General features: G+C 68.4%; 29 protein-coding genes. 5 read left to right on the top strand and 24 right to left on the bottom strand.

Going from position 1 to position 24,451, the window contains the following annotated elements:
- Positions 1–3 precede the first annotated feature (3 nt).
- The 12 genes from FEZ32_RS08050 to FEZ32_RS07995 all read right to left on the bottom strand — a co-directional run bounded on the left by FEZ32_RS08050 (position 4) and on the right by FEZ32_RS07995 (position 8,555).
- Entirely contained in the window at positions 4–993 is a 990-nt protein-coding gene (locus FEZ32_RS08050) for an ABC transporter permease (protein ID WP_236082554.1), read from the bottom strand.
- Between the two features lie 366 nt (positions 994–1,359).
- Positions 1,360–1,800: a 50S ribosomal protein L15 gene (gene rplO, locus FEZ32_RS08045; RefSeq protein WP_138680376.1), complete on the bottom strand. Its 441-nt coding sequence runs from the start codon at positions 1,798–1,800 to the stop codon at positions 1,360–1,362.
- 1 nt (position 1,801) lies between these two features.
- Complete coding sequence (rpmD, locus tag FEZ32_RS08040; RefSeq protein WP_028702600.1) at positions 1,802–1,984, bottom strand: 50S ribosomal protein L30; 183 nt, start codon at positions 1,982–1,984, stop codon at positions 1,802–1,804.
- Positions 1,981–2,625, bottom strand: coding sequence for a 30S ribosomal protein S5 (rpsE, locus tag FEZ32_RS08035; protein ID WP_028702601.1), 645 nt, complete (start codon positions 2,623–2,625; stop codon positions 1,981–1,983). Before rpsE ends, rpmD begins: the two co-directional genes overlap by 4 nt.
- A 23-nt stretch (positions 2,626–2,648) precedes the next feature.
- Entirely contained in the window at positions 2,649–3,032 is a 384-nt protein-coding gene (gene rplR, locus FEZ32_RS08030) for a 50S ribosomal protein L18 (RefSeq protein WP_028702602.1), read from the bottom strand.
- The gene (gene rplF, locus FEZ32_RS08025) at positions 3,032–3,574 is read right to left on the bottom strand and encodes a 50S ribosomal protein L6 (RefSeq protein WP_028702603.1); all 543 of its coding nucleotides are present in this window, start codon (positions 3,572–3,574) and stop codon (positions 3,032–3,034) included. Before rplF ends, rplR begins: the two co-directional genes overlap by 1 nt.
- Positions 3,575–3,605: 31 nt before the next feature.
- Complete coding sequence (gene rpsH / locus FEZ32_RS08020; RefSeq protein WP_028702604.1) at positions 3,606–4,013, bottom strand: 30S ribosomal protein S8; 408 nt, start codon at positions 4,011–4,013, stop codon at positions 3,606–3,608.
- Positions 4,014–4,206: 193 nt separating this feature from the next.
- Positions 4,207–4,392, bottom strand: a complete 186-nt coding sequence (locus FEZ32_RS08015) for a type Z 30S ribosomal protein S14 (RefSeq protein WP_028702605.1) — start codon at positions 4,390–4,392, stop codon at positions 4,207–4,209.
- Between the two features lie 13 nt (positions 4,393–4,405).
- Positions 4,406–5,041 (bottom strand): 50S ribosomal protein L5, encoded by a 636-nt coding sequence (gene rplE / locus FEZ32_RS08010; RefSeq protein WP_097798432.1) that lies wholly within the window; start codon positions 5,039–5,041, stop codon positions 4,406–4,408.
- Entirely contained in the window at positions 5,038–5,406 is a 369-nt protein-coding gene (rplX, locus tag FEZ32_RS08005) for a 50S ribosomal protein L24 (protein ID WP_028702607.1), read from the bottom strand. Before rplX ends, rplE begins: the two co-directional genes overlap by 4 nt.
- A complete protein-coding gene (gene rplN / locus FEZ32_RS08000; protein ID WP_028702608.1) occupies positions 5,407–5,775 on the bottom strand; it encodes a 50S ribosomal protein L14 in 369 nt (122 codons plus the stop codon). It lies immediately after the preceding gene.
- A gap of 302 nt (positions 5,776–6,077) precedes the next feature.
- On the bottom strand, positions 6,078–8,555 hold the full coding sequence (locus FEZ32_RS07995; RefSeq protein WP_232020921.1) for an excinuclease ABC subunit UvrA: 2,478 nt from the start codon (positions 8,553–8,555) through the stop codon (positions 6,078–6,080).
- Positions 8,556–8,699: 144 nt separating this feature from the next.
- Between FEZ32_RS07995 and FEZ32_RS07990 the strand changes: the two genes are divergently transcribed.
- The gene (locus FEZ32_RS07990; RefSeq protein ID WP_138680375.1) at positions 8,700–10,601 is read left to right on the top strand and encodes a glycoside hydrolase family 2 protein; all 1,902 of its coding nucleotides are present in this window, start codon (positions 8,700–8,702) and stop codon (positions 10,599–10,601) included.
- Between the two features lie 110 nt (positions 10,602–10,711).
- On the opposite strand, the gene rpsQ is transcribed toward FEZ32_RS07990, so the two are convergent.
- The 12 genes from rpsQ to gltX all read right to left on the bottom strand — a co-directional run bounded on the left by rpsQ (position 10,712) and on the right by gltX (position 18,246).
- Positions 10,712–10,987: a 30S ribosomal protein S17 gene (rpsQ, locus tag FEZ32_RS07985; RefSeq protein WP_097798429.1), complete on the bottom strand. Its 276-nt coding sequence runs from the start codon at positions 10,985–10,987 to the stop codon at positions 10,712–10,714.
- A complete protein-coding gene (gene rpmC / locus FEZ32_RS07980) occupies positions 10,984–11,226 on the bottom strand; it encodes a 50S ribosomal protein L29 (protein WP_028702613.1) in 243 nt (80 codons plus the stop codon). Before rpmC ends, rpsQ begins: the two co-directional genes overlap by 4 nt.
- The gene (gene rplP / locus FEZ32_RS07975; RefSeq protein ID WP_028702614.1) at positions 11,226–11,645 is read right to left on the bottom strand and encodes a 50S ribosomal protein L16; all 420 of its coding nucleotides are present in this window, start codon (positions 11,643–11,645) and stop codon (positions 11,226–11,228) included. Before rplP ends, rpmC begins: the two co-directional genes overlap by 1 nt.
- A gap of 1 nt (position 11,646) precedes the next feature.
- Entirely contained in the window at positions 11,647–12,468 is an 822-nt protein-coding gene (gene rpsC, locus FEZ32_RS07970; RefSeq protein ID WP_028702615.1) for a 30S ribosomal protein S3, read from the bottom strand.
- Positions 12,469–12,471: 3 nt separating this feature from the next.
- Positions 12,472–12,939: a 50S ribosomal protein L22 gene (gene rplV / locus FEZ32_RS07965; protein ID WP_138680374.1), complete on the bottom strand. Its 468-nt coding sequence runs from the start codon at positions 12,937–12,939 to the stop codon at positions 12,472–12,474.
- Between the two features lie 18 nt (positions 12,940–12,957).
- The gene (gene rpsS / locus FEZ32_RS07960; protein WP_015071245.1) at positions 12,958–13,239 is read right to left on the bottom strand and encodes a 30S ribosomal protein S19; all 282 of its coding nucleotides are present in this window, start codon (positions 13,237–13,239) and stop codon (positions 12,958–12,960) included.
- A 15-nt stretch (positions 13,240–13,254) separates the two neighbouring features.
- Positions 13,255–14,091, bottom strand: a complete 837-nt coding sequence (gene rplB / locus FEZ32_RS07955; protein ID WP_028702617.1) for a 50S ribosomal protein L2 — start codon at positions 14,089–14,091, stop codon at positions 13,255–13,257.
- Between the two features lie 33 nt (positions 14,092–14,124).
- A complete protein-coding gene (gene rplW, locus FEZ32_RS07950; protein ID WP_028702618.1) occupies positions 14,125–14,433 on the bottom strand; it encodes a 50S ribosomal protein L23 in 309 nt (102 codons plus the stop codon).
- Positions 14,430–15,329 carry a 50S ribosomal protein L4, sunset domain variant gene (gene rplD / locus FEZ32_RS07945; protein WP_028702619.1) on the bottom strand — a complete coding sequence of 300 codons (900 nt, stop codon included), beginning with the start codon at positions 15,327–15,329 and terminating at the stop codon, positions 14,430–14,432. The genes rplW and rplD overlap by 4 nt, the downstream gene beginning before the upstream one ends.
- A complete protein-coding gene (rplC, locus tag FEZ32_RS07940) occupies positions 15,326–15,997 on the bottom strand; it encodes a 50S ribosomal protein L3 (protein ID WP_028702620.1) in 672 nt (223 codons plus the stop codon). Before rplC ends, rplD begins: the two co-directional genes overlap by 4 nt.
- An 11-nt stretch (positions 15,998–16,008) precedes the next feature.
- Complete coding sequence (gene rpsJ / locus FEZ32_RS07935) at positions 16,009–16,320, bottom strand: 30S ribosomal protein S10 (RefSeq protein WP_015071250.1); 312 nt, start codon at positions 16,318–16,320, stop codon at positions 16,009–16,011.
- A 516-nt stretch (positions 16,321–16,836) separates the two neighbouring features.
- The gene (gltX, locus tag FEZ32_RS07930) at positions 16,837–18,246 is read right to left on the bottom strand and encodes a glutamate--tRNA ligase (protein ID WP_028702621.1); all 1,410 of its coding nucleotides are present in this window, start codon (positions 18,244–18,246) and stop codon (positions 16,837–16,839) included.
- A gap of 187 nt (positions 18,247–18,433) precedes the next feature.
- On the opposite strand from gltX, the gene FEZ32_RS07925 reads away from it, so the two are divergent.
- Genes FEZ32_RS07925 through FEZ32_RS07910 form a run of 4 tightly spaced genes read left to right on the top strand, consistent with a single transcriptional unit; the run spans position 18,434 to position 24,343 of the window.
- The gene (locus tag FEZ32_RS07925; RefSeq protein WP_138680373.1) at positions 18,434–20,185 is read left to right on the top strand and encodes a glutamine--tRNA ligase/YqeY domain fusion protein; all 1,752 of its coding nucleotides are present in this window, start codon (positions 18,434–18,436) and stop codon (positions 20,183–20,185) included.
- Between the two features lie 10 nt (positions 20,186–20,195).
- Positions 20,196–21,974, top strand: coding sequence for a bifunctional metallophosphatase/5'-nucleotidase (locus FEZ32_RS07920; protein WP_138680372.1), 1,779 nt, complete (start codon positions 20,196–20,198; stop codon positions 21,972–21,974).
- Positions 21,975–22,004: 30 nt separating this feature from the next.
- Positions 22,005–22,535 carry a mycothiol transferase gene (locus FEZ32_RS07915; RefSeq protein WP_028702623.1) on the top strand — a complete coding sequence of 177 codons (531 nt, stop codon included), beginning with the start codon at positions 22,005–22,007 and terminating at the stop codon, positions 22,533–22,535.
- The gene (locus FEZ32_RS07910) at positions 22,532–24,343 is read left to right on the top strand and encodes an alpha/beta hydrolase (protein ID WP_138680371.1); all 1,812 of its coding nucleotides are present in this window, start codon (positions 22,532–22,534) and stop codon (positions 24,341–24,343) included. The genes FEZ32_RS07915 and FEZ32_RS07910 overlap by 4 nt, the downstream gene beginning before the upstream one ends.
- The last annotated feature ends 108 nt before the right edge of the window (positions 24,344–24,451 follow it).

Below are 24,451 nucleotides of genomic sequence, written 5' to 3'. Positions count from 1 at the left end.
TCCTCAGCGGGCGCGGACGCGCGGGTCGACGACGGCTATCAACAGGTCACTCAGCAGGGCACCGGCCAGCACGCAGACGCCGGAGAAGGCGACCACCGCGACGGTTCCGTTGATGTCCTGGTTCTGGATCGAGGTGACCGAGTACAGGCCCATCCCGTTCCAGCCGTAGACCTGCTCAGTGATGGTGGCACCCACGAAGACCTGGGCGACCCCGAAGGCGAAGTAGGTGGCCATCGGGATGATGGCGTTGCGCAGCGCGTGGTGCCGGATCGCCTTGGACTTGCGCAGCCCCTTGGCCCGGGCGGTCCGCACGTAGTCGGCCCCCAGGGTGTCGAGCATCAGGTTGCGCTGGTACCGCGAGTAGGTGGCCAGGCTCAGCGCCGCCAGCGAGACGGTCGGTAACAGCAGGTGCTGGAGTCGACTGATGAACTCCGCACCGAAGTAGCTGCCGTGCTGGCCGGTCTCTCCGATGAACTGGAAGAACTGGGTGCCGGTCATCTGGTTGAACTTCGTGGCCCCCAGCTGCATCACCACCGCGAGCACCATGGTCGGGGTGGAGATCAGCAGCATGCAGATCAGCGAGACGATCCGGTCGCTCCAGTGGTACTGCCGCACGGCCGACCAGGCGCCGACGGCCACGCCGCCGACCAGGGAGATGATCGTGCCGATCGTCACCAGTCTCACCGAGACCCCGATGCGGGTGGCGATGAGGGCGTTGATGGCGTCGCCCCGAGGGGTCCAGCCCCAGTTCCAGTGCAGGAAGACCATCTCGAGCCAACGTCCGTAACGGACCCAGATACTGGTGTCCGGATTGATGTTGTACTCATTGAGGGAGGCGTTGACCGCCGCCCAGTTCAGATTCGGATTCTGCCTGTCGAAAGCATTCCTCGGATCCAGCGCGGACGAGGCCACCAGATAGGCCAGAGACACCGCAATGAACAACAGAACCGCGTAGTTGACGATGCGGCGCACCAGATATCTGAGCACGAACATCCTTTCCTGGAAGGGCGGGCCGGAGCCAGACCCCGGTGGCGGCACAACCGCGCATCCAGGAATCGACCGTGGGTGTCACTGCGGATCTCACGGATCCGTCGACGGCGCCCGATGGGCCCGTGGGGTGTCGCACGGACGTGTCGGCAGCCCCCTCGGCTGAAGCGATGGTACACGTGCGGGTAGGAGAACCCCCAGTTCGATACCATCTTGCAACATTTGCCCGGGGCGCCGGATTCCCCGTCGGAAAATGGCCGTGGCGGGAAGATCCCCTGAGGGATCTTCCCGCCACGAATGAATTGCCCTGCCCCTGCAAAATGGCCGTCAGGGGCAGTCCGATTCGATGGTGCCGAGTCGGGTCCAAGCGGCTCAGCGGGCCGACACGGACCCGCCGGCCTTCTCCACCTTGACCTTGGCCGAGGCCGACCAGGCATCGACGTGCAGATCGACCTTGACGGCGATCTCGCCGGTGCCGAGCAGCTTGACCAGCTCGTTGTCGCGAACCGCGCCCTTGGCGACCAGGTCCTCGACGCCGACCGTCCCGCCCTCGGGGAACAACGCCGCCACCTTGTCCAGGTTGACCACCTGGTACTCGGTGCGGAACGGGTTCTTGAACCCGCGCAGCTTCGGCAGCTGCATGTGCAGCGGCATCGAGCCACCCTCGAAGTTCTCCGGAACGTTCTTGCGAGCGCCGGTTCCCTTGGTACCGCGGCCGGCGGTCTTGCCCTTGGAGGCCTCGCCACGACCCACGCGGGTCTTGGCGGTCTTGGCTCCGGGGGCAGGCCTCAGGTCATGAAGCTTGATTGCCATCTCAGTCCACCTCTTCAACAGTCACGAGGTGACGCACGGCCTGGACCATGCCCCGGAAGTCCGGGCGGTCCTCCTTCACCACAACGTCACCGATTCGCCGCAGGCCCAGGCTTCGCAGGGTCTCGCGGTGCTTGGGCTTGGCGCCTGCCCCAGACTTCACCTGGGTCACCTTGAGGTTGCTCATGCCTTCGCTCCCGCCTTCTCGGCCTTGGCCTGTGCGGCCGCCTCCTCGGCGTCCTTGCGGGCCTGCAGCAGGGCCCTGGGGGCGACCTCCTCGACGGACTTGCCGCGACGACGGGCCACCTCCTCGGGCTCCTCGAGCTGCTGGAGGGCCTCGACGGTCGCGTGCACGACGTTGATCGCGTTGGACGATCCGAGGGACTTCGCCAGGACGTCCTGGACGCCCGCGCACTCCAGCACGGCGCGAGCCGAGCCGCCGGCGATGACGCCGGTACCGGGGGAGGCCGGACGCAGCAGGACGACGCCGGCTGCCTTCTCGCCCTTCACCGGATGGGTGATGGTCCGTCCGATCAGCGGCACCTTGAAGAAGTGCTTGCGGGCCTCCTCGACGCCCTTGGCGATCGCCGCGGGCACCTCCTTGGCCTTGCCGTATCCGACGCCCACCATGCCCTCGCCGTCGCCCACCACGACCAGCGCGGTGAAGCTGAAGCGGCGGCCACCCTGGACCACCTTGGCGACGCGGTTGATCGCAACCACGCGCTCCAAGTACTCGTTCTTGTTGTCACGGTCGTTCCGGCCACGACGGTCGTCGCGGCCGCGACGCTCGCCACCTGCACCGCCACCGCGGCGCTGGGTTCCACTCATCGCTACTCACTTACCTTTCGTGGTCAGAAGTCGAGACCGGCCTCGCGGGCCGCATCGGCCAGCGCAGCGATCCTGCCGTGGTACTGATTGCCGGCCTTGTCGAAGACGACCTTGTCGATCCCGGCCTCCTTGGCCCGCTCACCGATGAGGGTGCCGACCTTGGTGGCCCTGGCGGTCTTGTCACCGTCGAGAGCGCGCACATCGGCCTCCATCGAGGACGCGGAGGCCAGAGTGTGGCCCGCGACGTCGTCGATCACCTGGACGAAGACGTGCTTGGAGGAACGGGTGACGACCATCCGGGGACGCTCGACACTGCCGTAGATCTTCTTGCGGCCACGGATCTGGCGGCGCGCACGAGAAGCGGCCCGCTTGGTCAGGTTCTTCCCAGACTTCAGGGAGACAGCCATCACTTACCTGCCTTTCCGACCTTGCGGCGGACGTTCTCGTCGGCGTAGCGCACGCCCTTGCCCTTGTAGGGCTCGGGCTTGCGGATCTTGCGGATGTTGGCCGCAACCTCTCCGACGGTCTGCTTGTCGATGCCCTGCACCGAGAACTTCGTGGGATTCTCCACGGTGAAGCTGATGCCCTCGGGGGCGTCGACGATCACCGGGTGGGAGAAGCCGAGGTTGAACTCGAGCTGCTTGGGGCCCTTGGAGATGACTCGGTAGCCGACACCCTGGATCTCGAGCTTCTTCTCGTATCCCTGGGTGACGCCGATCACCATGTTGTTGATGAGAGTGCGGCTCAGCCCGTGCAGCGAGCGGTTCTCACGCTCGTCGTTCGGACGGGCGACCACGATCTGGCCCTCATCGTTCTTACTCACCGAGATGGGCTCGGCGACGCTGAAGTTGAGGGTCCCCTTGGGTCCCTTCACCTCGACGTCCTGCCCATCGAGCTTGACCTCAACACCGGACGGGACGGTGATGGGGAGCCTGCCAATACGTGACATTACTTAACTCCTTACTACTGTCTCGGACCGGTCACCAGACGTAGGCGAGGACTTCCCCGCCCACCGACTTCGTGTGTGCCTGTCGGTCTGTGAGGAGGCCCTGGGAGGTCGAGATGATGGCGATTCCCAGGCCGCCGAGAACCTTCGGCAGTGCGGTGGACTTCGCGTAGACGCGAAGTCCGGGCTTGCTGATGCGGCGAATGCCAGCGATCGAACGCTTGCGGTCCTCGCCGTACTTGAGCTCGAGGGTCAGGGTCTTGCCGACCTGTCCCTCGGCGGGTTCGTTGACCTCGTACCCGGCGATGTACCCCTCGGACTTCAGGATGTCGGCGATTCCCGCCTTGATCTTGGAGTGGGGCATCGTCGTCGAGTCGTGGAACGCCTGATTGGCGTTACGCAGACGGGTCAGCATGTCTGCGATCGGATCAGTCATGGTCATGGCTGGTTGGCCTCTTTCTCACAGCGGTTTCCCGTCCTGCCGGATCCTCGTGGACCTGGCGCGGTCGGGACCTGCTGCGTCGTTCAGATGTGTGGGTGGCGGTTCTGCCCGCCGAGGGCCGCGAGGCCCTTCGCCCGGTGGACACCGACATGCCGACGGTGTCCTCGGAGCTGGTCGGATCAGATCCGCTCGCTCACCAGGAGGACTTGGTGATGCCGGGGAGCTCGCCCGCGTGAGCCATCTCGCGAAGGCAGATGCGGCACAGCTTGAACTTGCGGTAGACCGAGTGCGGTCGGCCGCAGCGCTGGCAGCGGGTGTACGCCCGAACTGCGAACTTCGGCTGACGAGACGCCTTGACCTTCAGTGCTGTCTTGGCCATGGGAACTCCTGCCTCACTTCTTCTTCTTGGCGTAGTAGGCCGGGCCGCGCTTGGCCCTGGTCTTCGGATCATCCTGGGCCTTGAAGGGGAAGCCGAGGTGCTTGAGAAGGGCCTTTCCCTCCTCATTGGTCTTCGCGGTCGTGACGAAGGTGATGTCCATGCCACGGGTCCGGTCGATGCTGTCCTGATCGATCTCCAGGAACATCACCTGCTCGGACAGTCCGAAGGTGTAGTTGCCCTGGCCGTCGAACTGGTTGCCGTTGAGTCCGCGGAAGTCGCGGATCCGGGGCAGGGCCAGGGTGAGCAGCCGGTCGGCGAACTCCCACATCCGGTCGCCGCGCATGGTGACGTGGCAGCCGATCGGCTGTCCCTCGCGCAGCTTGAACTGGGCGATCGACTTGCGGGCCTTGGTGACCTGCGGCTTCTGGCCGGTGATCGCGGTGATGTCGCGGATCGCACCATCCATCACCTTGGAGTCGTGGGCGGCGTCGCCGACACCCATGTTCACGACGACCTTGACGAGGCCGGGAACGAGCATCGGGTTGGCGTAGTGGAACTCGTCCTGCAGGGCGGCGACGATCTCCTCGCGGTAACGCTTCTTGAGCCGCGGACCCTGGTAGCTGGCTTTCTCGGGTGCTTCGGCGCTCACTTGGCCTCCTCCTTCTTGAGGTAGCGGACGCTGCGCTTGGCGGCGTACTCGGAACCGTCGGAGCGGCGCTTGGTGACGTCCTCGCGACGGTGGCCGACGCGGGTCACGACGTCCTCGCCGTCGACCTTGGTGACGAGCTGGACGTTCGACACGTGGACCGGGGCCTCGGAGCTGACGATGCCGCCCTTCTGGGCGGTGCCGTCGGCGTTCGGGGTGTCACGACGATGGTGCTTGCGGATGTTGACGCCCTGGACGACCACGCGCTCGCGCTGGGGGTCGACCGACAGCACCTCACCGATGGTGCCCTTGTCGTTTCCGGCGATGACCTTGACGCGGTCACCCTTCTTGATGTTGAGGGACTTCACTCAGATCACCTCCGGTGCGAGTGAGATGATGCGCATGAACTTCTTGTCTCGCAGCTCACGGGCGATCGGCCCGAAGATGCGGGTACCGCGGGGCTGCCCGTCGGTTCCGATGAGCACCGCGGCGTTCTCATCGAACTTGATGTACGAGCCGTCGGGACGACGGTGCGACTTGACGGTGCGGACGACGACCGCCTTGACGACCTCGCCCTTCTTGACGTTGCCGCCGGGGATGGCGTCCTTGACGGTGCACACGATGGTGTCACCGAGCCCGGCGTAGCGACGCTTGGATCCACCGAGTACACGGATGGTGAGCAGCTCTTTCGCCCCCGTGTTGTCGGCGACCTTGAGTCGCGTCTCCTGCTGGATCATGTCTTCTCCTCTGTCCCACCGGTTCCCCCGTGGAGGCCTTGCGGAACTGTTGAGCACGAACCCCCTGGATTGTGCCAGGAGGCGACCCGTACCATCGGTTGAACCGTGGGCACGCGGTCATCGCCCGTGAGAGGTCCCCACCGTTCGGTGGATGGAGCACCCGACCCCGGCGGATCGCCGCAGGGCGGTCCAGCCATGGCCTGCCGAACAAGGGCACGGTCACAAGGCAACTTGGGCAGCATACCCCACCGGCCGGGGCGCGGGGAAATCCGGGGCCGGTGTCAACCCCGGGTCGTCGGCGCTCAGGGGTGCAGATAGCGACCGGTCACCGAGTTCGGGTCGGCGGCGATCTCGGCGACGGTGCCCCGGGCGACGATCCGGCCGCCGGCGCTGCCCCCGCCCGGCCCCATGTCGATGATCTGGTCGGCGTGACAGATGACGTCCAGGTCGTGCTCGATGACCACCACGGTGGCGCCGTGGGCCAGCAGTCGGCCCAGCACTCCGAGCAGGGTTGCAACATCCAGCGGGTGCAGTCCGACGGTCGGCTCGTCGAAGACGAAGACCGTCCGGTGCTGGTCCCGCGACATCTCCGAGGCCAGTTTCAGCCGCTGGGCCTCCCCTCCCGACAGGGCCGGGGTGGACTCCCCCAGGGTGAGGTATCCCAGCCCGAGGTCGACCAGGGTCGCCAGCCGGTGGTGCACCGCCGTGATGTCGCCGACCGCTCTCAGGGCTGTGGCGACCGTCATGCCGAGCACCTCGGGCAGGGTGATGGGGGATCCATCCGGGGCGCTGCGGTGGATCTGTCCGGCCTCGGGGCGGAACCGGGAGCCGTTGCAGTCGGTGCACACGATGTCGACGTCGGGCAGGAACTGCACGTCCAGGGAGATCTCGCCGGTGCCGTTGCAGGTCGGGCAGCGCAGGGACCCGGTGTTGTAGGAGAAGTCCCCGGCCCGGTGCCCGCCCTGCCGGGCCTCGGGGGTCTGCGCCCAGGCCTTGCGCAGGTCGTCCATCACCCCGGAGTAGGTCGCCACGGTGGAGCGCACATTGACCCCGATCGGGGTGGAGTCGATGAGGTTCACCCGTCGGATCCCGGGTGCCTGGATCCGGCGCACCGGGGAGGGCGGGGTGCGTCCCTCGACCAGGGCGGTCAGGCCGGGCACCAGGCTCTCCAGGACCATCGTGGTCTTGCCCGAACCGGAGACGCCGGTGACCACGGTGAGTCGTCCCTGGGGGATCTCCACGTCCAGCGGGCCGACGGTGTGCAGCGGCCCGGTCCGCATCCGGATCCGCCCGCTGCGCCCAGGCTCTGCCGGCCGGTCCATCTGGACCCGGGCCGCCCCGCTGAGGAAGGGCCCGATCCGCGAGGCCGGGTCGGCGGCGACCTCCTCGACGCTGCCCTGGGCCACCAGGGTGCCGCCGTCGGCCCCCGATCCGGGGCCGATCTCGACGATGTGGTCGGCCCGGCGCAGCACCTGGACGTCGTGGTCGACCATCACCACCGAGTTGCCGTCGGCGAGCAGATCGTCGATGACGCCGAGCAGTCCGTCAATGTTGGAGGGGTGCAGTCCGATGGAGGGTTCGTCGAGGACGTAGAGGACGCCGGTGGTGCGGTTGCGCACCGCCCGGGCCAGCTGGACCCGCTGCCTCTCACCGGTCGACAGAGTGGCCGAGGCCCGGTCCAGACCGAGGTAGCCCAGGCCGAGCTGGAGCAGCCGCTGGGCGGTCTCGACCATCTGGGAGATGATCTCGGTGGCCATCGCGGTCATCTCTGCGGGCATCGTCTCCACCAGCCCGGGCAGCCAGTCGACGATCTCGGCCAGGGTCATGGCGGTGGCCTGCGCCAGATTGCGGCCGTCGACCAGCGGCGCCCGGGCCGCCTCGCTGAGCCGCGTCCCCTCGCAGTCGGGGCACGTCTGGACCGACAGGAACTTGTTGATCCGCTGCAGCCCCTTCTCCGACTTCGCCCCGGCCAGTGCCTCCTGGACGGCCACCCGGGCGTTGCGGTAGGTCCAGTTCAGGTCGAAGACCCGGCCGTTCTTCGAGGGCAGCATGATGTGGCGCTTGACCCGCGGACCGGCCATCACGATCTGGCGCTCCTCGGCGGTGAGGTCGGCGAAGGGCACGTCGGTACGTACCCCCATCTCGGCGACCACCCGGGGATTGGGGGTGGACCCCATGATCTTCCAGGACTCGACGGCTCCCTGCTCGATGGTCAGCGACTCGTCGGGGACCAGGGTGGCGTCGTCGACGTCGCGGACCACCCCGGTGCCCGAGCACCGCGGGCAGGCGCCGGCCGAGTTGAAGGCCAGCGACTCGGCTCCCGGGGCCCGGAAAGTGGCCCCACACCGGGGGCAGGTCAGCGGCCGGTCCAGGGCCACCTCGGTGGTGGGCGCCAGATAGTGGCCGTTGGGGCAGCGGTGCCGGCCGAGGCGCGAGTAGAGCAGCCGCAGGCTGTTGAGCAGCTCGGTGGAGGTCCCGAAGGTGCTGCGCACCCCGGGGACCCCGGGACGCTGACGAAGGGCCAGGGCGGCGGGGACGTACTGCACCTGGTCGACGGCGGCCCGGGCCGCCTGGGGCAGTCGGCGTCGGGTGTAGGTGGACAGCGCCTCCAGATAGCGCCTCGACCCCTCGGCGTAGAGCACTCCGAGCGCCAGCGAGGACTTCCCCGACCCCGACACCCCGGCGATTCCCACCAGTTCGCCCAGCGGGATGTCGACGTCGATGCCCCGCAGATTGTGCACGCGGGCTCCGCGGATCTGGATCGCAGTGGGTTTGTCCATGGCTCCATCCTGCCCCGCCTCCATCCTGCCCACCCTCGATCCTGCCCCGCCTCCATCCTGCCCTCCGGGGGTGGCGGGGCGACCTCGCTCACTGCCGGCGAGCCGATCCTGGCCAGATGCCGCGCCGACGCGAAGGATGGGGCCATGACGAGCAATGAGCCCACCTCGCACCGCTGCGAGGATCTGCACCCCGAGGATCCCGGCCCCGGTGCAGGCCCGGTCCCCCGCCCGGAGTACCCGCGCCCCAGCATGGTGCGCGACCGCTGGATGACTCTCAACGGGAGCTGGCAGTTCGAGATCGACCGGTCTGACTCCGGCCGGGAGCGCGGAATGGTCGACCGGGAGCTCTCCGGTCGGATCACGGTGCCCTTCGCCCCGGAGTCCGAACTCTCCGGGGTCGCCGACACCGATTTCATGGCGGCGGTCTGGTACCGGCGTCGGATCATCCTTCCCGAGTCCTGGCGACAGGTGGCCGACGACGTCCACGTGCTGGTGCACTTCGGGGCGGTCGACCAGGACGCCACCGTGTGGGCCGCCGGGATCGAGGTGGCCCGCCACCGCGGCGGCTTCACGCCATTCACCGCCGACCTGCACGGGATCGCCGGTCCCGGGGATGAGGTGACCCTGGTGGTGCGGGCCCGCGATCCCCGCAGCGGCGCCCAGGCCAGGGGCAAGCAGTCCACCGAGTACGGCAATGACGGCTGCTACTACACCCGGACCACCGGGATCTGGCAGAGCGTGTGGGCCGAACCGGTGCCGGCCACCCGGATGGGCCGGCCGATCGTGATCCCCGACGTCGCCGCCGGCGGATTCCGGGTGCGGGTTCCGGTCACCGCCAACCGGCCCGGATGGTCGGTCCGGGCGACCCTGAGTGATCCCGACGGCAGACCCGCCGGCGAGGCCGGGGTGCGCGCCGACCTGGACCGGGAGCCCGCCCTGTGGCTGCCGATCCCTGCCGGCCAGGTGCGGCTCTGGGGCCCGGGGCACCCCGATCTCTACGACCTCGACCTGAGGCTGTTCGACGAGCACGGCGCCCTGGTCGACCGGGTCGCCAGCTACGCGGGGCTGCGCTCGGTGACCCTGCGCGACCGGTCGGTGCTGATCAACGGCGAACCGGTCTTCCAGCGTCTGGTGCTGGACCAGGGCTACTGGCCGCAGTCGCTGATGACCGCCCCGACCGACGAGGATCTGCGCGGCGACATCGAGCTGTCGATGGCCGCCGGGTTCAACGGCGCCCGGCTGCACCAGAAGGTCTTCGAGGAGCGCTTCCTCTTCCACGCCGACCGGCTCGGGTATCTGGTCTGGGCGGAGTTTCCCGACTGGGGGGCCCACACCGCAGGCCGAGCGGGCGACCACCATCACCCGACGCCGTCCTTCATCACCCAGTGGGCCGAGGAGCTGGAGCGGGACCGCTCGCACCCCTCGATCGTCGGCTGGTGCCCCCTCAACGAGACCTTCCAGGACCTCACCGACCACCTCACCGTGCTGGACGACGTCACCCGTGCGATGGTCAGCACCGCCCGGCTGGCCGACGGCACCCGCCCGGTGCTCGACGCCAGCGGCTACTCCCACCGTGACCCCGGAACCGACATCTGGGACGCCCACAACTACGAACAGGACCCTGCCAGGTTCGCCGAACAGGTCGGCGGGCTGGCCGAGGGGCGTCCCTTCGCCAACCGCGGTCCCGAGGGCTCGCAGTGGTCTGCGGGCTATGCCGGCCAGCCCTACTTCATCAGCGAGTTCGGCGGGATCTGGTGGGATCCCCAGGCGGCCGGACAGGTCGGCGGCGACGACCTCCGACAGTCCTGGGGGTACGGCGACCGGGTGGCCTCCGAGGAGGAGTTCCAGGACCGGTTCGCCGGCCTCACCGGCGTCCTGAGGTCGGATCCGCAGATGTTCGGCTACTGCTACACCCAGTTGACCGACGTCTTCCAGGAGAGGAACGGGATCTACCGGTTCGACCGCTCCGCCAAGCTGGACGTCGACCGGGTACGGGCCGCCCAGCAGCGCCCGGCCGCCTACGAGTCCGACCCGGCCGACCAGTAGCCGAGCCCCGATCCCCGCCCCTGAAGACGCGATGAAGGGCCCGCTCCCTGGGGAGCGGGCCCTTCACAGGCTCGATCGGTCACCGACCGGCGTCGGCCGGTCGGCTCAGATCACTTGGCCTTCTCGACGACATCGAGCAGGCGCCAGCGCTTGGTGGCCGACAGCGGGCGGGTCTCCATGATCCGCACGCGGTCGCCCTCGCCGGCCTCATTGGACTCGTCGTGCGCCTTGAGGCGGACGGTCTTGGTCATCACCTTGCCGTAGAGGGGGTGCTTGACCCGGTCCTCGACGGCCACGATGATCGTCTTGTCCATCTTGTCGGAGACGACCAGGCCCTCGCGCACCTTGCGCCGGGTGGTCCGCTCCTCAGCGGTCTTCTCGCTCATTCAGCGGCCTCCTTCGGGGCATCGGGATCGTCAACAATATGGAGGCTGCGCTCCTGGAGCACGGTGTAGATCCGGGCGATGTCCTTGCGGACCTCGCGCAGTCTGGCACTGTTCTCCAGCTGTCCGGTGGCGGACTGGAAGCGGAGCCCGAACAGCTCCTCCTTCAGCTCGCTCACCTTGGCCCGGAGATCGTCTCCGGACAGGGCGCGCAGATCTGCTGCAGTGGTCTTCTTCGCCATCAGTTCTCACCGCCTTCACGAGAGATGAAACGGGCCTTCATCGGGAGCTTGTGGATCGCCAGGCGCATGGCCTCGCGGGCAATCTCCTCCGGGACACCGGCGAGCTCGAAGAGCACGCGGCCCGGCTTGACGTTGGCGATCCACCACTCCGGGGTGCCCTTGCCGGAACCCATCCGGGACTCGGCGGGGTGCTTGGTCATCGGGCGGTCGGGGTAGACGTTGATCCACACCTTGCCGCCACGCTTGATGTAACGGGTCATGGCGATACGAGCGGCCTCGATCTGACGGTTGGTCAGGTAGGCGGGCTCGAGGGCCTGGATCCCGAAGTCACCGAAAGCCAGCTCATTGCCGCCCTTGGACAGGCCGCGACGGCCCGGGTGGTGCTGCTTGCGGTACTTCACTCGACGAGGAATCAACATGTCAGGCTCCTGCGTTCTCAGACTCGGGCGCCTTGGCGCCGGCCTCTGCGGGCTGCTTGGCGGCCTCGGCGCGACGACGACCTCCGCGATCGGGACGGTCACCACGGTCGCCACGGCCGCGACGGCCACGGTTTCCGCCGCGTCCAGCGCCCTGCTGGGCGTTGCGAGCGGCCTTCTGGGCTGCGCGCTCGGCACGGGTGCCGGTCACATCGCCCTTGTAGATCCAGACCTTGACGCCGATCCGCCCGAAGGTGGTGCGGGCCTCGAAGAAGCCGTAGTCGATGTCGGCGCGCAGCGTGTGCAGCGGGACACGACCCTCGCGGTAACCCTCGGAGCGGCTCATCTCGGCTCCGCCCAGACGGCCGGAGCACTTGATGCGGATGCCCTTGGCGCCCGAACGCATGGCCGACTGCTGGGCCTTGCGCATGGCGCGACGGAAGGCGACGCGGGCAGCGAGCTGCTCGGCGATGCCCTGGGCGACCAGCTGCGCGTCGGTCTCGGGGTTCTTGACCTCGAGGATGTTCAGCTGGATCTGCTTGCCGGTGAGCTTCTCGAGCTCGCCGCGCACGCGCTCCGCCTCGGCGCCGTTACGGCCGATGACGATGCCCGGACGGGCGGCGTAGAGGTAAATGGTCACTCGCTCGGAGCGACGCTCGATCTCGATGGACGAGATCCCGGCACGCTCAAGATTCTTCTTGAGCCAGTCACGGATCTTGACATCCTCACCCACGAGCTCTGCGTACTGCTTCTCGGCGTACCAGCGGGTTGTGTGATCGGTCGTCACACCAAGACGGAAACCATGGGGATTGATCTTCTGGCCCATGTGTCAGGCTCCCTTCTCGGTCTTGGTCTTGACGGTGGTTGCAGGACGGCCCTTCTTGGCCTTCTTGTGCTCAGGACGGGCTTCCTTGGGCTCGACCACCACGGTGATGTGGGCGGCGCGCTTGAGGATCCGGCTCGCCGAACCCTTGGCCCTCGGGCGAATCCGGCGCATGGTGACGCCCTCATCGACGAAAGCCTGCGAGATGTACAGGTCGTTGGCCCGCAGGCCCTCGGTCTGCTCGGCATTGGCGATCGCCGAGGCGACCACCTTGCCCACCGGCTCAGCGGCTGCCTGCGGCTGGAACTTCAACATCGTCACCGCGTCGGTGGCGTCCATCCCGCGCACCAGGTCGACGACCCGGCGGCACTTCGTGGCGCTCATCCGGACGTGCCGGGCGATCGCGAAGGATCCCGGGCGGTCGCCGAGCAGCGCGGTGCGGCGACGGCTGGGCTCATTCTCTGTGTTGCTCATGAATCAGCTTCCCTCTCGTCAGCGCCTGCGCGCCTTCTTGTCGTCCTTCACGTGACCCCGGAAGGTCCTCGTCGGGGCGAACTCTCCGAGCTTGTGCCCGACCATCGCCTCGGTGACGAAGACCGGCACATGCTTGCGGCCGTCGTGCACGCCAATGGTGTGCCCGATCATGTCGGGGGTCACCATGGAACGGCGCGACCATGTCTTGATGACGTTGTGCGTACCCGCCTCGTTCTGAGCATCGACCTTCTTGGCCAGGTGCTCATCGACGAAGGGGCCCTTCTTAAGACTGCGTGGCATACCTCAGACTCCCAATCAGCGCTTCTTGCCGGACTTGCGGCGACGCACGATCAGACGGCTGCTCGCCTTTTTCTTGTTGCGGGTGCGGCCCTCGGGCTTGCCCCAGGGGCTCACCGGGTGACGGCCACCGGAGGTGCGGCCCTCGCCACCACCGTGGGGGTGGTCGACGGGGTTCATCACGACACCGCGGACGGTCGGGCGGACGCCCTTCCACCGGGTGCGGCCGGCCTTGCCCCAGTTGATGTTGGACTGCTCGGCATTGCCGACCTCGCCGATCGTGGCGCGGCAGCGGATGTCGACCATCCGCATCTCACCCGAGGGCAGACGCAGAGTGGCGTACTTGCCCTCGCGGGCTACCAGCTGGACGGCGGCACCGGCCGCGCGACCCATCTTGGCGCCACCACCGGGGCGCAGCTCCACGGCGTGCACCGTGGTGCCGACCGGGATGTTGCGCAGCGGCAGGTTGTTGCCGGGCTTGATGTCGGCCTCGACGCCGGACTCGATCTTCGCACCCTGGGCGACGCCCAGCGGAGCGATGATGTAGCGCTTGGCGCCATCGGCGAAGTGCAGCAGGGCGATGCGGGCGTTGCGGTTCGGGTCGTACTCGATGTGAGCGACCTTGGCCGGCACGCCGTCCTTGTCGTACCGCTTGAAATCGATGATGCGGTAGGCCTGCTTGTGGCCACCACCGATGTGACGGGTGGTGATCCGCCCGGAGTTGTTGCGACCACCGGTCTTCGACTTGGAGACCAGCAGCGACTTCTCGGGGGTGGAGCGAGTCAGTTCAACGAAGTCCGACACGCTCGAGCCACGACGGCCCGGGGTTGTCGGCTTGTGCTTTCGGATACCCATGGATCTTCGTTCCTTGTCTTTCGCTGCTCGGGCTCACTCGCCCTGGCCGGCGAAGATGTCGATGCGATCTCCCTCGGCCACCGTCACGATCGCGCGCTTGGTGTCCTTGCGACGGCCAAGACCGTCGCGGGTGCGACGCGCCTTGCCCTTGCGGTTCATCGTGTTGACCCCGACGACCTTGACGCCGAAGATCTGCTCGATGGCGATCTTGATCTCGGTCTTGTTGGCCGTCGGCCGCACCAGGAAGGTGTAGGCGTTCTGGTCGAGCAGGCCGTAGCTCTTCTCGGAGACGACCGGCGCGAGGATGATGTCCCGCGGGTCGCGAATCTTCAGATCGCTCACTTGGCGTCCTCCTCATCGGAGCCCGCCTTGGCGGACTTGACGGCGTTGACGAAACCAGCGGCCTCAGCGGCCTCGGTGGTGGCGAACCAGACCTCGGCGATGGTGCGCCCGTACCAGGGCGACTCCGGGGTGTGGAACTTCATGGAGCTCTCATTGCCCTTGATGTCGAATCCCTCGGGCGGGTTGTCCCCGCGGAAGGAGTCCGAACCGAAGGGGTGCAGGTCTGCGGTGTCGGTCTCGGGGACCTCGACCTCGGCGGCATCCGTGCCGGCGCCGACGAAGGCGTCGAAGGCGGCCCGGGTGAAGACCACCTGGTCGGACTTGACGACGTCGTAGGCGTTGAGCTGGTCAGCGGCCAGCACGTGCACCTCGGCGAGGTTGCGCACCGACAGCCAGGAGTTCTCCTCCTGGCGTCCCAGCACGACCAGGACCTTGTTGAGCTCGCCGATCGAGGCGAGCACGGCCTTGGCGGCCTTGGTGGAGGGCTTGTCGCCCTCGACCAGGGAGGTCAGCACGAACAGCTGCCCGTCGCGAGCCCGGTCCGACAGCGCCCCGCGCAGGGCGGCGGCGACCATCTTCTTGGGGGTGCGCTGGGCGTAGGAGCGGGGCTGCGGACCGTGCACGACTCCACCACCGACCCACTGGGGGGCGCGGGTGGAACCCTGACGGGCGCGGCCGGTGCCCTTCTGGCGCCACGGCTTCTTGCCACCGCCGGACACCATGGCCCGGGTCTTGGTGGCGTGGGTGCCCTGGCGAGCGGCGGCCTGCTGGGCCACCACGACCTGGTGGATCAGCGGAATGTTGGTGGCGACGTCGAAGACGTGGGCCGGAAGCTCGACGGAGCCGGACTTCTTGCCCTTCGCGTTCAGGACGTCGACGGTCTTGTTCTCACTCATGCGGCATCCCCATTCTTGGCAGCCTGCTTGGCGGCGCTGCGGACGACCACGAGGGAGCCCTTGGCACCGGGAACGGCGCCCCGGACCAGGATGATCCCGCGCTCGGAATCGACCGAGTGCACCGGAAGGTTCTGGACGGTGATCCGGTCATTGCCCATCCGGCCGGCCATCCGCATGCCCTTGAGCACCTTGCCAGGGGTGGAGCAGCCACCGATGGAACCGGGTGAGCGGTGCTTGCGGTGGACGCCGTGGCTGGCGCGCAGGCCCTTGAACCCGTGGCGCTTCATGACGCCGGCGGTGCCGTGGCCCTTGCTGGTGCCAGTGACATCGACGATCTCGGCGGCCTCGAAGACGTCGGCGGTGATCTCCTGTCCGAGGGTGTACTCGGAGGCGTCGGAGGTCCGCAGCTCGACGAGGTGCTTGCGGGGGGTGACCCCGGCACGCTCGAAGTGGCCGGACTCCGGCTTGGTGACCTTCTTGGCCTTGACGGCGCCGAAGCCGAGCTGGACGGCGGAGTAGCCGTCGGTCTCGGGGGTGCGCACCTGGGTGACCACACAGGGCCCGGCCTGGATCACGGTGACGGGAACGACCTTGTTGTTCTCGTCCCACAGCTGGGTCATGCCGAGCTTGGTGCCCAGCACGCCCTTCACTTTGCGTTCATTGCTCATGGTGCTCAACCTCACGGAAGCTTGATCTCGATGTCGACGCCGGCCGGCAGGTCGAGACGCATCAGCGAGTCAACCGTCTTGGGGGTCGGGTCGAGAATGTCGATGAGCCGCTTGTGGGTGCGCATCTCGAAGTGCTCGCGGCTGTCCTTGTACTTGTGGGGCGAACGGATTACACAGAACACGTTCTTCTCAGTAGGAAGCGGCACCGGGCCTGCGACCTTGGCCCCCGTACGGGTCACCGTGTCGACGATCTTGCGCGCCGACGAGTCGATGACCTCGTGGTCGTAGGCCCGCAGCCTGATGCGGATCTTTTGTCCCGCCACAGTTGTTCCTTCTACTCGTCCCTGCCACACCCGGATTACTCCGGTGCGTTCAGAGGGTTCCGGCATGGGACCCGGCTGAGGCCGCGTCCCGCATTGTCAGATCCAGGTGAATGGTTCCGACGACCGTCCAGGTCATCGGAAGATCCACGAGGCTCCTTCCAGCTCCTCCACCGGCCCCCGAGGTCGGGTGTGTCGCGCACCTGAGGGACGCACTGCACCTGAGCTCTCCTGGCCATGTACCGGGGAACGGACATCACTACCGGGGAACACTGTGCATTTGTGCATCCTCCGAGGCGCCACACCCGCTGTGGGGCGGACATCGCATCGGACCGTCCTGGGACGACCGCCACGATGAGTGGTGTGGGCTCCGATGCCTTCCCGGGATTCCACGAATCACTGGACAGCGCACCGAGGCCCGCTTCGGAGCAACCCGGACAGTCTCTCACGCATCCCGCCCGAGGCCAAATCGAGAGGGATCCGTGTTCGGTCCCCACCCCCGGACGGGACGCGGCCCGCTCAGCGCGCGGCGATGACCTCGGCGAACCGGCGGAGCCTGGCCAGGCAGGACTGGCGACCCAGGATCTCCATCGACTCGAAGAGCGGCGGGGAGACCCGGTTGCCCGTGACGCCGACCCGGATCGGGGCGAACCCGACCCGCGGCTTGATCCCCAGCTCCTCGCACACCCCGGTGCGCAGCGCCTGCTGGATCGGCTCGGCGGTGAACTGCTCATCGGTGAGCTGCTCCAGGGCGGCGATCCCGGCCGCCAGGATGGCCGCCGGGTCTCCCTTCAGCTTGGCGGTGGAGTCCTGGTCGAAGGTCAGCTCGTCATCGGCGACCAGCAGGAAGGACAGCTTCGGCACCGCCTCCGACAGCAGGGTGAGCCGCTCCTGGATGAGCGGCACGCCGGCCCGGATGAGGTCGGTGGTGCGCTGCGAGGGGTCGACCAGCTGCCCGGCGGAGGTGGCGTGGGCGAGCACCCGGTCGGCCAGCTCCCCGGTCTCCAGGCTGCGGATGTACTGGCCGTTGAGCCAGTCCAGCTTGGTGACGTCGAAGACCGGTCCGCCGGTGGAGATGTCCTGCCAGCGGAACCGGTGGGTGAAGGACTGGAAGCTCTCCACCTCCTGACCCTCGGCGATCGTCGGGTAGGCGAGCAGCTGGAGGAAGTTGCGCAGCGCCTCGGGAAGATACCCCTGCTCGCGGAACCACATCAGCCGGGCGGCCGGATTCTTGCGCTTGGAGATCTTCGACTTGTCGGTGTTGCGCAGCAGCGGCATGTGGGCGAACTGCGGCGCCTGCCAGCCGAGCCAGCGGTAGAGCAGCAGGTGCTTGGGGGTCGAGGAGATCCACTCCTCGCCGCGGACCACCGTGTTGATGCCCATCAGGTGGTCGTCGACGACGACGGCCAGGTGATAGGTCGGGAAGCCGTCGGCCTTGAGGATGACCTGGTCGTCGGGGTGGGGTGCCCGCACCTCGCCGCGGATGAGGTCGTGGAAGCCGAGCTCGACGTCGTCGGGGATCAGCATCCGGACCACCGGGGTCTCGGTGAATCCAGGCAGCTTCGAGCGCTCCTCCTTGGTCATCCCCAGGCACATCCGGTCGTATCCGGTGTCGGGGGACTTCGCGGCGGCCCGCTCGGCCCTCAGCTGGGCCAGCCTCTCGGGGGAGCACCAGCAGTGGTAGGCGTGGCCCTCGGCGAGCAGCCGCTCGACATAGGGCCGGTAGGTGTCCAGCCGCTCGGACTGCTTGTACGGGGCGTAGGGGCCGCCCAGCAGGGGGCTCTCGTCGGGGCCCAGCCCCAGCCAGTCGAGGGTCTGGTAGATCTGCTCCTCGGATCCCTGGACCAGTCGGTTGCGGTCGGTGTCCTCGATCCGCAGCACAAACTGCCCGCCGGTCTGACGGGCCCATGCCTTGTCGAACAGGGCCATGTAGGCCGTTCCGACATGGGGATCGCCGGTCGGGGAGGGGGCGACGCGGGTGCGCGCGGGAGTCTGCGGGGAATCAGTCATGATGAGGACACTGTACTTTCCGGCCGGCCCCTGGGGCCCGCCGTCTCCCCGGGACCCGGGTGCCGCGTTGCCCGGGGTCCGGCCGAGTACTGGTAATTTTCGGGTCATGGCAGAACCCACCCCCTCACCCGTCAGCGCCCCCTCCCACCGGAGACCGGCCGAGCAGCCCGCACCCGCCCCGGCCGCTCCCTCGGACTTCATCCGCGAGGTGATCCGCGAGGACAATGAGCAGGGCACCTACGACGGCCGGGTCCAGACCCGCTTCCCCCCGGAGCCGAACGGCTACCTCCACATCGGCCACGCCAAGGCCATCGTCACCGACTTCGGCATCGCCGCCGACTTCGACGGGGTGTGCAATCTGCGTCTCGACGACACCAACCCCGGCACCGAGGAGACCGAGTACGTCCAGGCGATCGTCGACGACATCGCCTGGCTGGGATACGTCCCCGGCAGGGTGGTGCACGCCTCCGACTACTTCGAGCAGCTCTACCGGTGGGCGCAGTACCTCATCGAGCAGGGCCTGGCCTATGTCGACGACCAGGACCCCGAGACGATCTCGGCCCAGCGCGGCGGCTACGGCCGTCCCGGCGTCGAGAGCCCCTACCGGGACCGACCGGCCGCCGAGAGCCTGGACCTGCTGGAGAGGATGCGCGCCGGGGAGTTCCCGGACGGTTCCCGCTGCCTGCGAGCCAGGATCGACATGCAGGACGAGAACATGTGGCTGCGCGACCCGGTGATGTACCGGATCCGTCACCTGAGCCACCACAGCACCGGCGAGAAGTGGAAGATCTACCCCACCTACGACTGGGCGCACGGCCAGTCCGACGCCATCGAGGGGGTCACCCACTCGCTGTGCTCCCTGGAGTTCAACAGTCACCGTCCGCTCTACGAGTGGTTCCTGGCGCACCTGCCGCTGGATCGTCCGGCTCCCAAGCAGCGCGAGTTCGCCCGCCTGGAGCTGACCCACACCATCACCTCCAAGCGCCGCCTCAAGAAACTGGTCGACGACCGGCTGGTCGACGGCTGGGATGATCCGCGGATGCCCACCCTGCGGGGAATGCGCCGACGCGGCTACCCGGCCGCCGCGATCCGCGACTTCTGCACCGCGATCGGCACCACCCGCAACAACTCGGTGCGTGCCATCGAGGAGTTCGAGTCCTTCGTGCGCAAAGAGCTCAACCGCACGGCGCTGCGTCGGATGGCGGTGCTCCGGCCCCTGGCGCTGATCCTGGACGGCTGGCCCACCGATGCCGAGGGCAACCCGGTCGTCGAGTACTTCGAGATCGTCAACAACCCGGAGAACCCCGACGACGGGGTCCGCAAGGTCCCCTTCACCGGAACCCTGTGGATCGAGCAGGACGACTTCCGGGAGAATCCGCCGCGCAAGTACTTCCGGCTCTCGCCGGGACGCGAGGTGAGGCTGCGCGGGGCCTACCTGGTGACCGCCACCGACGTCGTCAAGGACGAGGCGGGCGATGTCGTGGCGGTGCACGCCAGCTACGACCCGCAGTCGCGCGGGGGCAATGCCCCCGACGGCCGGAAGGTGAAGTCCACCATGCACTGGGTCTCGGCGGCCCATGCCGTGGAGGCCGAGGTGCGGCTCTACGACCGGCTGTTCACCGTCGAGGTGCCCGGCGAGGCGACCGGAGAGGCCCTCGACGACCTCAACCCGGCCTCCCGGGAGACGCTGACCGGCTGCAAGCTGGAGCCCGCCGCGGCCCAGACCGACCCCGGAGAGGTGATCCAGTTCGAGCGGCTCGGCTACTTCGCCGCCGACACCGATCAGCCGATGCTCTTCCACCGGACGGTGGGGCTGCGCGACGAGTGGGCCCACATCCAGAAGCAGCAGGCCAAGTGAGGATGGTCCGATGACCGCCAGCGGCGGTGTCTCGTCCGCAGTGCTGACCATCCTGGCCAGCACCGATGTGCACGGGCACCTGTACAACTGGGACTATTTCAGCGACGCCCCCTTCCCCGCCGACCCCCGGTCGACCGGGGGGCAGGCCCAGCCGCCGCTGGGGCTGGCCCGGATGTCGACCATCGTGGCACGGGTCCGAGCCGAACGGGCTCCCGGGGCGGTCGCCCTGCTGGACAACGGCGACACCATCCAGGGCACCCCGCTGACCTATCTGTGGGCCCATCCCGAGCGGGCGGGCAAGGACCAGCAGCTGGACTGCGACCCGATGGCGCGGGCGATGGACCTGATGGGCTACGACGCCGCGGTGATCGGCAACCACGAGTTCAACGCCGGTCTCGAGGTGCTCGCGGCCCATACCCGCAGCCTCACCGCACCGCTGCTGGGAGCCAATGTCATCGACCGGTCCACCGGTGAGCCGCTCACCCGCGCCACCGCCCTGGTGGAGAAGACGGTGGCCGGCCACCGGGTGCTGCTCGGGGTGATCGGGGTCACGACGCCGGGTTCGGCGGTCTGGGACCGCAGCCACCTGGACGGTCGGGTGGCACTGACCGATCCCATCGAGGCGGCCGCCCACCAGGCCGGCCGGTTGCGCCGGGCCGGCGCCGATGTCGTCGTGGTGCTCGCCCACAGCGGGCTGGACGAGGCCGACCGCCCGCCGATCTACCGCCAGATGGCGGAGAACTGCGCCACCTCGCTGGCCGGCACGGTTCCCGACATCGATCTGGTGATCGCCGGCCACACCCACGCCGCCCCGCTGTCGAGGGTCGTCGAGGGAGCCTCCGGACACCGGGTGCTCATCGCCCAGCCGGGGGCATGGGCCAGCGCCATCGCCCGCGTCGACATCCCGCTGCTCCTCGGCGACCCCGCGCAGCCGGACCGGAGCCCGGCCGTCCGGGTCGACCACTCGGCCGTACCGGACTGGGTCACCATCTGTCCCACCGCCGGGCAGGACGACGACCCCAGCCTGGTCGCCGACCCGCAGCTGGCGGCCGCCCACCGCCGGACGGTGGCCTATGTCAACACCCCGGTCGCCCGGTGCACCACCACGCTGAGCGCCCGGTCGGCGACCGTCCGCGACACCCCGATCCTCGACCTGGTGGCCCAGACCCAGGTCGACGCCGTGGCCCGGGCGCTGGCCGATCTCGGCGGCGAGGACACCGACCTGCCGGTGATCGCCCAGGTCTCCCCCTTCTCCCGGACCGCCGAACTGCCCGCCGGCCAGGTGAGACTGCGCGACATCGCCGGGATGTACCCCTTCGAGAACACCCTGGCCGCGATCCGGCTCACCGGCGGTCAGCTGCGCGACTACCTGGAGCACTCGGCGTCCTACTTCGGGCAGGTGGCCCCCGGCACACCGATCGATCCGAGACCGGTCGCCGAGGGAGGCATCACCCGGGCCAGCCGCCAGGGCCGCACGGTCTGGGACTACAACTTCGACGCCCTCACCGGGGTGACCTACCGGATCGACATCACCCGACCGGTCGGGTCCAGGATCTGCGACCTGGCCTGGCAGGGCACGGAACTGGCCACCGACCAGCCCTTCGCGCTGGCCGTCAACAACTACCGGCTCAACGGCGGCGGCGGATTCCCGCACGTGCGCCAGGCCCCGGTGCTGTGGGACGGCCAGCTGGAGATCCGCCAGCTGCTCATCGAAACCGTGACCGAACGCGGGGTCATCGACCCGGCCGACTTCTTCACCAGGAACTGGGAGGTCGTCGCCGGCCGCTGAGTCCCCGCCCGGACAACTAGTGTTGGCCCCATGACTGACTCGATCGCTGTACTGACGGACTTCATCGGTCGCATCCGCGACGAGGGGGGCCGGGTCTGCGACGGACTGGACGACGAGCTGGCCCGCTACCAGGCGGCTCCCGCCACCAACACCATCTGCTGGCTGCTGTGGCACACCGCCCGCGGACTCGACGCCCAGCTCCACGACGTGCTCGGCGGCGACCAGTTGTGGGCCGATGAGTGGGCCGAGAGACTCGGGCTGCCGCTTCCGGACAGTCGGCTGGGGGCCGGCGCCACCGGCTACGGTCAACGACCCGAGGATGTCATCCACGTGGTCGCCCCGGTGCAGGACCTGCGGGCCTACCTTGAGGCCGCCTGCGAGGATGCCGCAGCACTGGTCGGGGCCCTCGACCAGGCCGATCTGGACCGGGTCGTCGACGACAGCTACACCCCGCCGGTCACCCTGTCGGTGCGCATCGTCTCGATCATCACCGACTGCCTCCAGCATCTGGGCCAGGCGGGATTCCTGCGCGGCATCGCGGAACGGGCAGCCGCTGAGTGAGCCTCCCCTCCTCCCCGGGGTCGCCGGAGGACACCACTCAGGATCTCGCCCACCAGCCGCCGGCCCCCGCCCAGCGTTCTGAGGAGGGCCGCATCGCGCTGCTCGTCGAGAGATGGAACAGCACCCAGCGCACCCTGGCCCGTCGAGTGTTCAGCGACGCCTCGGTGGTCGGGGTGGTGCTCGGGCTGTTCGGCTTCTGGACCGCACTGACCCCCAGCCTCATCTCCCGGACCTGGTGGATGACCGCCGCCAGCGTCTTCCTGTCCACCCTGTTCGCCTACGGGGTCGGAGTGCTGGTGGGGGCCTGCGCACGAGGATTCGCCCGGCTCATCGGGCTGCGGGTCACCGCCTCCTCGCGAGCGGTGGCCGTGCTGCGCCGGATCGGCTACGGGGTACTGGTCGCCACCACGGTCGTGGTGTGGTTCTGGAGCATCCAGCAGCAGCGCGACATCTCCCGGACGGTCCACCTGCCGGGCCGGATCTGGTGGAGCCAGACGGTCGGGGCGGTGGTGGGTCTGGCGGCTGTCGTCGCCTCGATCGGCCTGGTGCGGGCCCTCAGGCACGGCGTGGCACTGCTCTACGCCGGTGTCCGCCGGTTCATCACCCAGCCGGTGGCCGCCGGCGGTGTGCTCATCCTCGGACTGGTGGTGCTGCTCATCGCCACCAACAATGTCATCGTCACGACGGCTGCGAATGCCGTCGCCCATCAGATGAGCGTCATCAACGACCGGACCACTCCCGGTGCCCGACGACCCGACTCGACGCTGAGATCGGGAGGCCCGGGATCGGTGGAGAGCTGGTCGAACCTGGGCCGCAAGGGCCAGAACTACATCAGCGACGGACCCTCGGCCGCCGACATCGCCGAGCTGACCGGTCACCCGGCGAAGGAACCCATCCGGGTCTATGCGAGACTGCCGGCCGACCACGACCTGTCCGCCGGGGCGCGGACCGTCCTCGCCGAGCTCATCCGGACCCGCGCCTTCGACCGCAAGGTGCTGGTTCTGCACACCACCACCGGCGCCGGCTGGGTGGAGGAGTGGTCGGTGGCATCGGTGGAGTACCTCACCGGCGGCGACTGCGCCACCGCCACGATGCAGTACAGCTTTCTCGGCAGTCCGGCGGCCTTCCTGCTGGACCGCAGTTCCGCCCAGCGAGCCGGGACGGTGCTCCTCGACACCGTGCACGCCTACTGGAGTCGACTGGATCCGGTCCATCGTCCCCGGCTCTACGCCGCCGGGGTCTCGCTGGGTTCCTACGGCGGTCAGGCGGCCTTCAGCTCCGCCAGCGAGATGATGTCGAGAGTCGACGGTGCGGTGTGGGTGGGCACCCCGGGATTCACCCCGATCTGGAGAGATCTCAACGCCTCACGGCAGCAGGGCTCCCCCGAGGTCGCACCGGTGATCGACAACGGCCGTCACATCCGCTTCGCCCCCACCCCGCGGTATCTGGACCGCAACCGCTGGGGATCCCCCTACGGCAGCTGGCAGACGCCGCGGGTAATCTACCTGCAGCACACCTCCGACCCGGTGGTGTGGTGGTCCCCCTCGCTCATCTGGCGCGAACCCGACTGGATCCGGGAGAGGGCCGGCATCGACGTCAACCCGAGGATCTCCTGGACTCCCTGGTCCACCTTCTGGCAGGTCACCGCCGACATGGCCATCTCGGTGGCCACCCCCGGCGGCCACGGCCACAGCTACCACGAGGAACTGGTCGACGCCTGGGCCCAGGTGCTGGGCACTCGCTCCTCGCAGGCCCAGCTCCAGCGGATCAAGGAGCAGGTTCCCAGGACCATCCGCGCCGGGGACTGAACTCCTCCCACGTGCCGCACACGCACCGCTGTTGACACGGCAGCACCCCGGAACGCACAGTCCCCGAAACGCACAGTGGCCCGTCCCCCTCGGGGGACGGGCCACGGC

It is taken from the genome of Acidipropionibacterium jensenii (assembly GCF_005890135.1).
In the GTDB taxonomy this organism is placed as follows: Bacteria; Actinomycetota; Actinomycetes; order Propionibacteriales; family Propionibacteriaceae; genus Acidipropionibacterium; species Acidipropionibacterium jensenii.
This window is presented reverse-complemented; position numbering and strand designations above follow the sequence as displayed.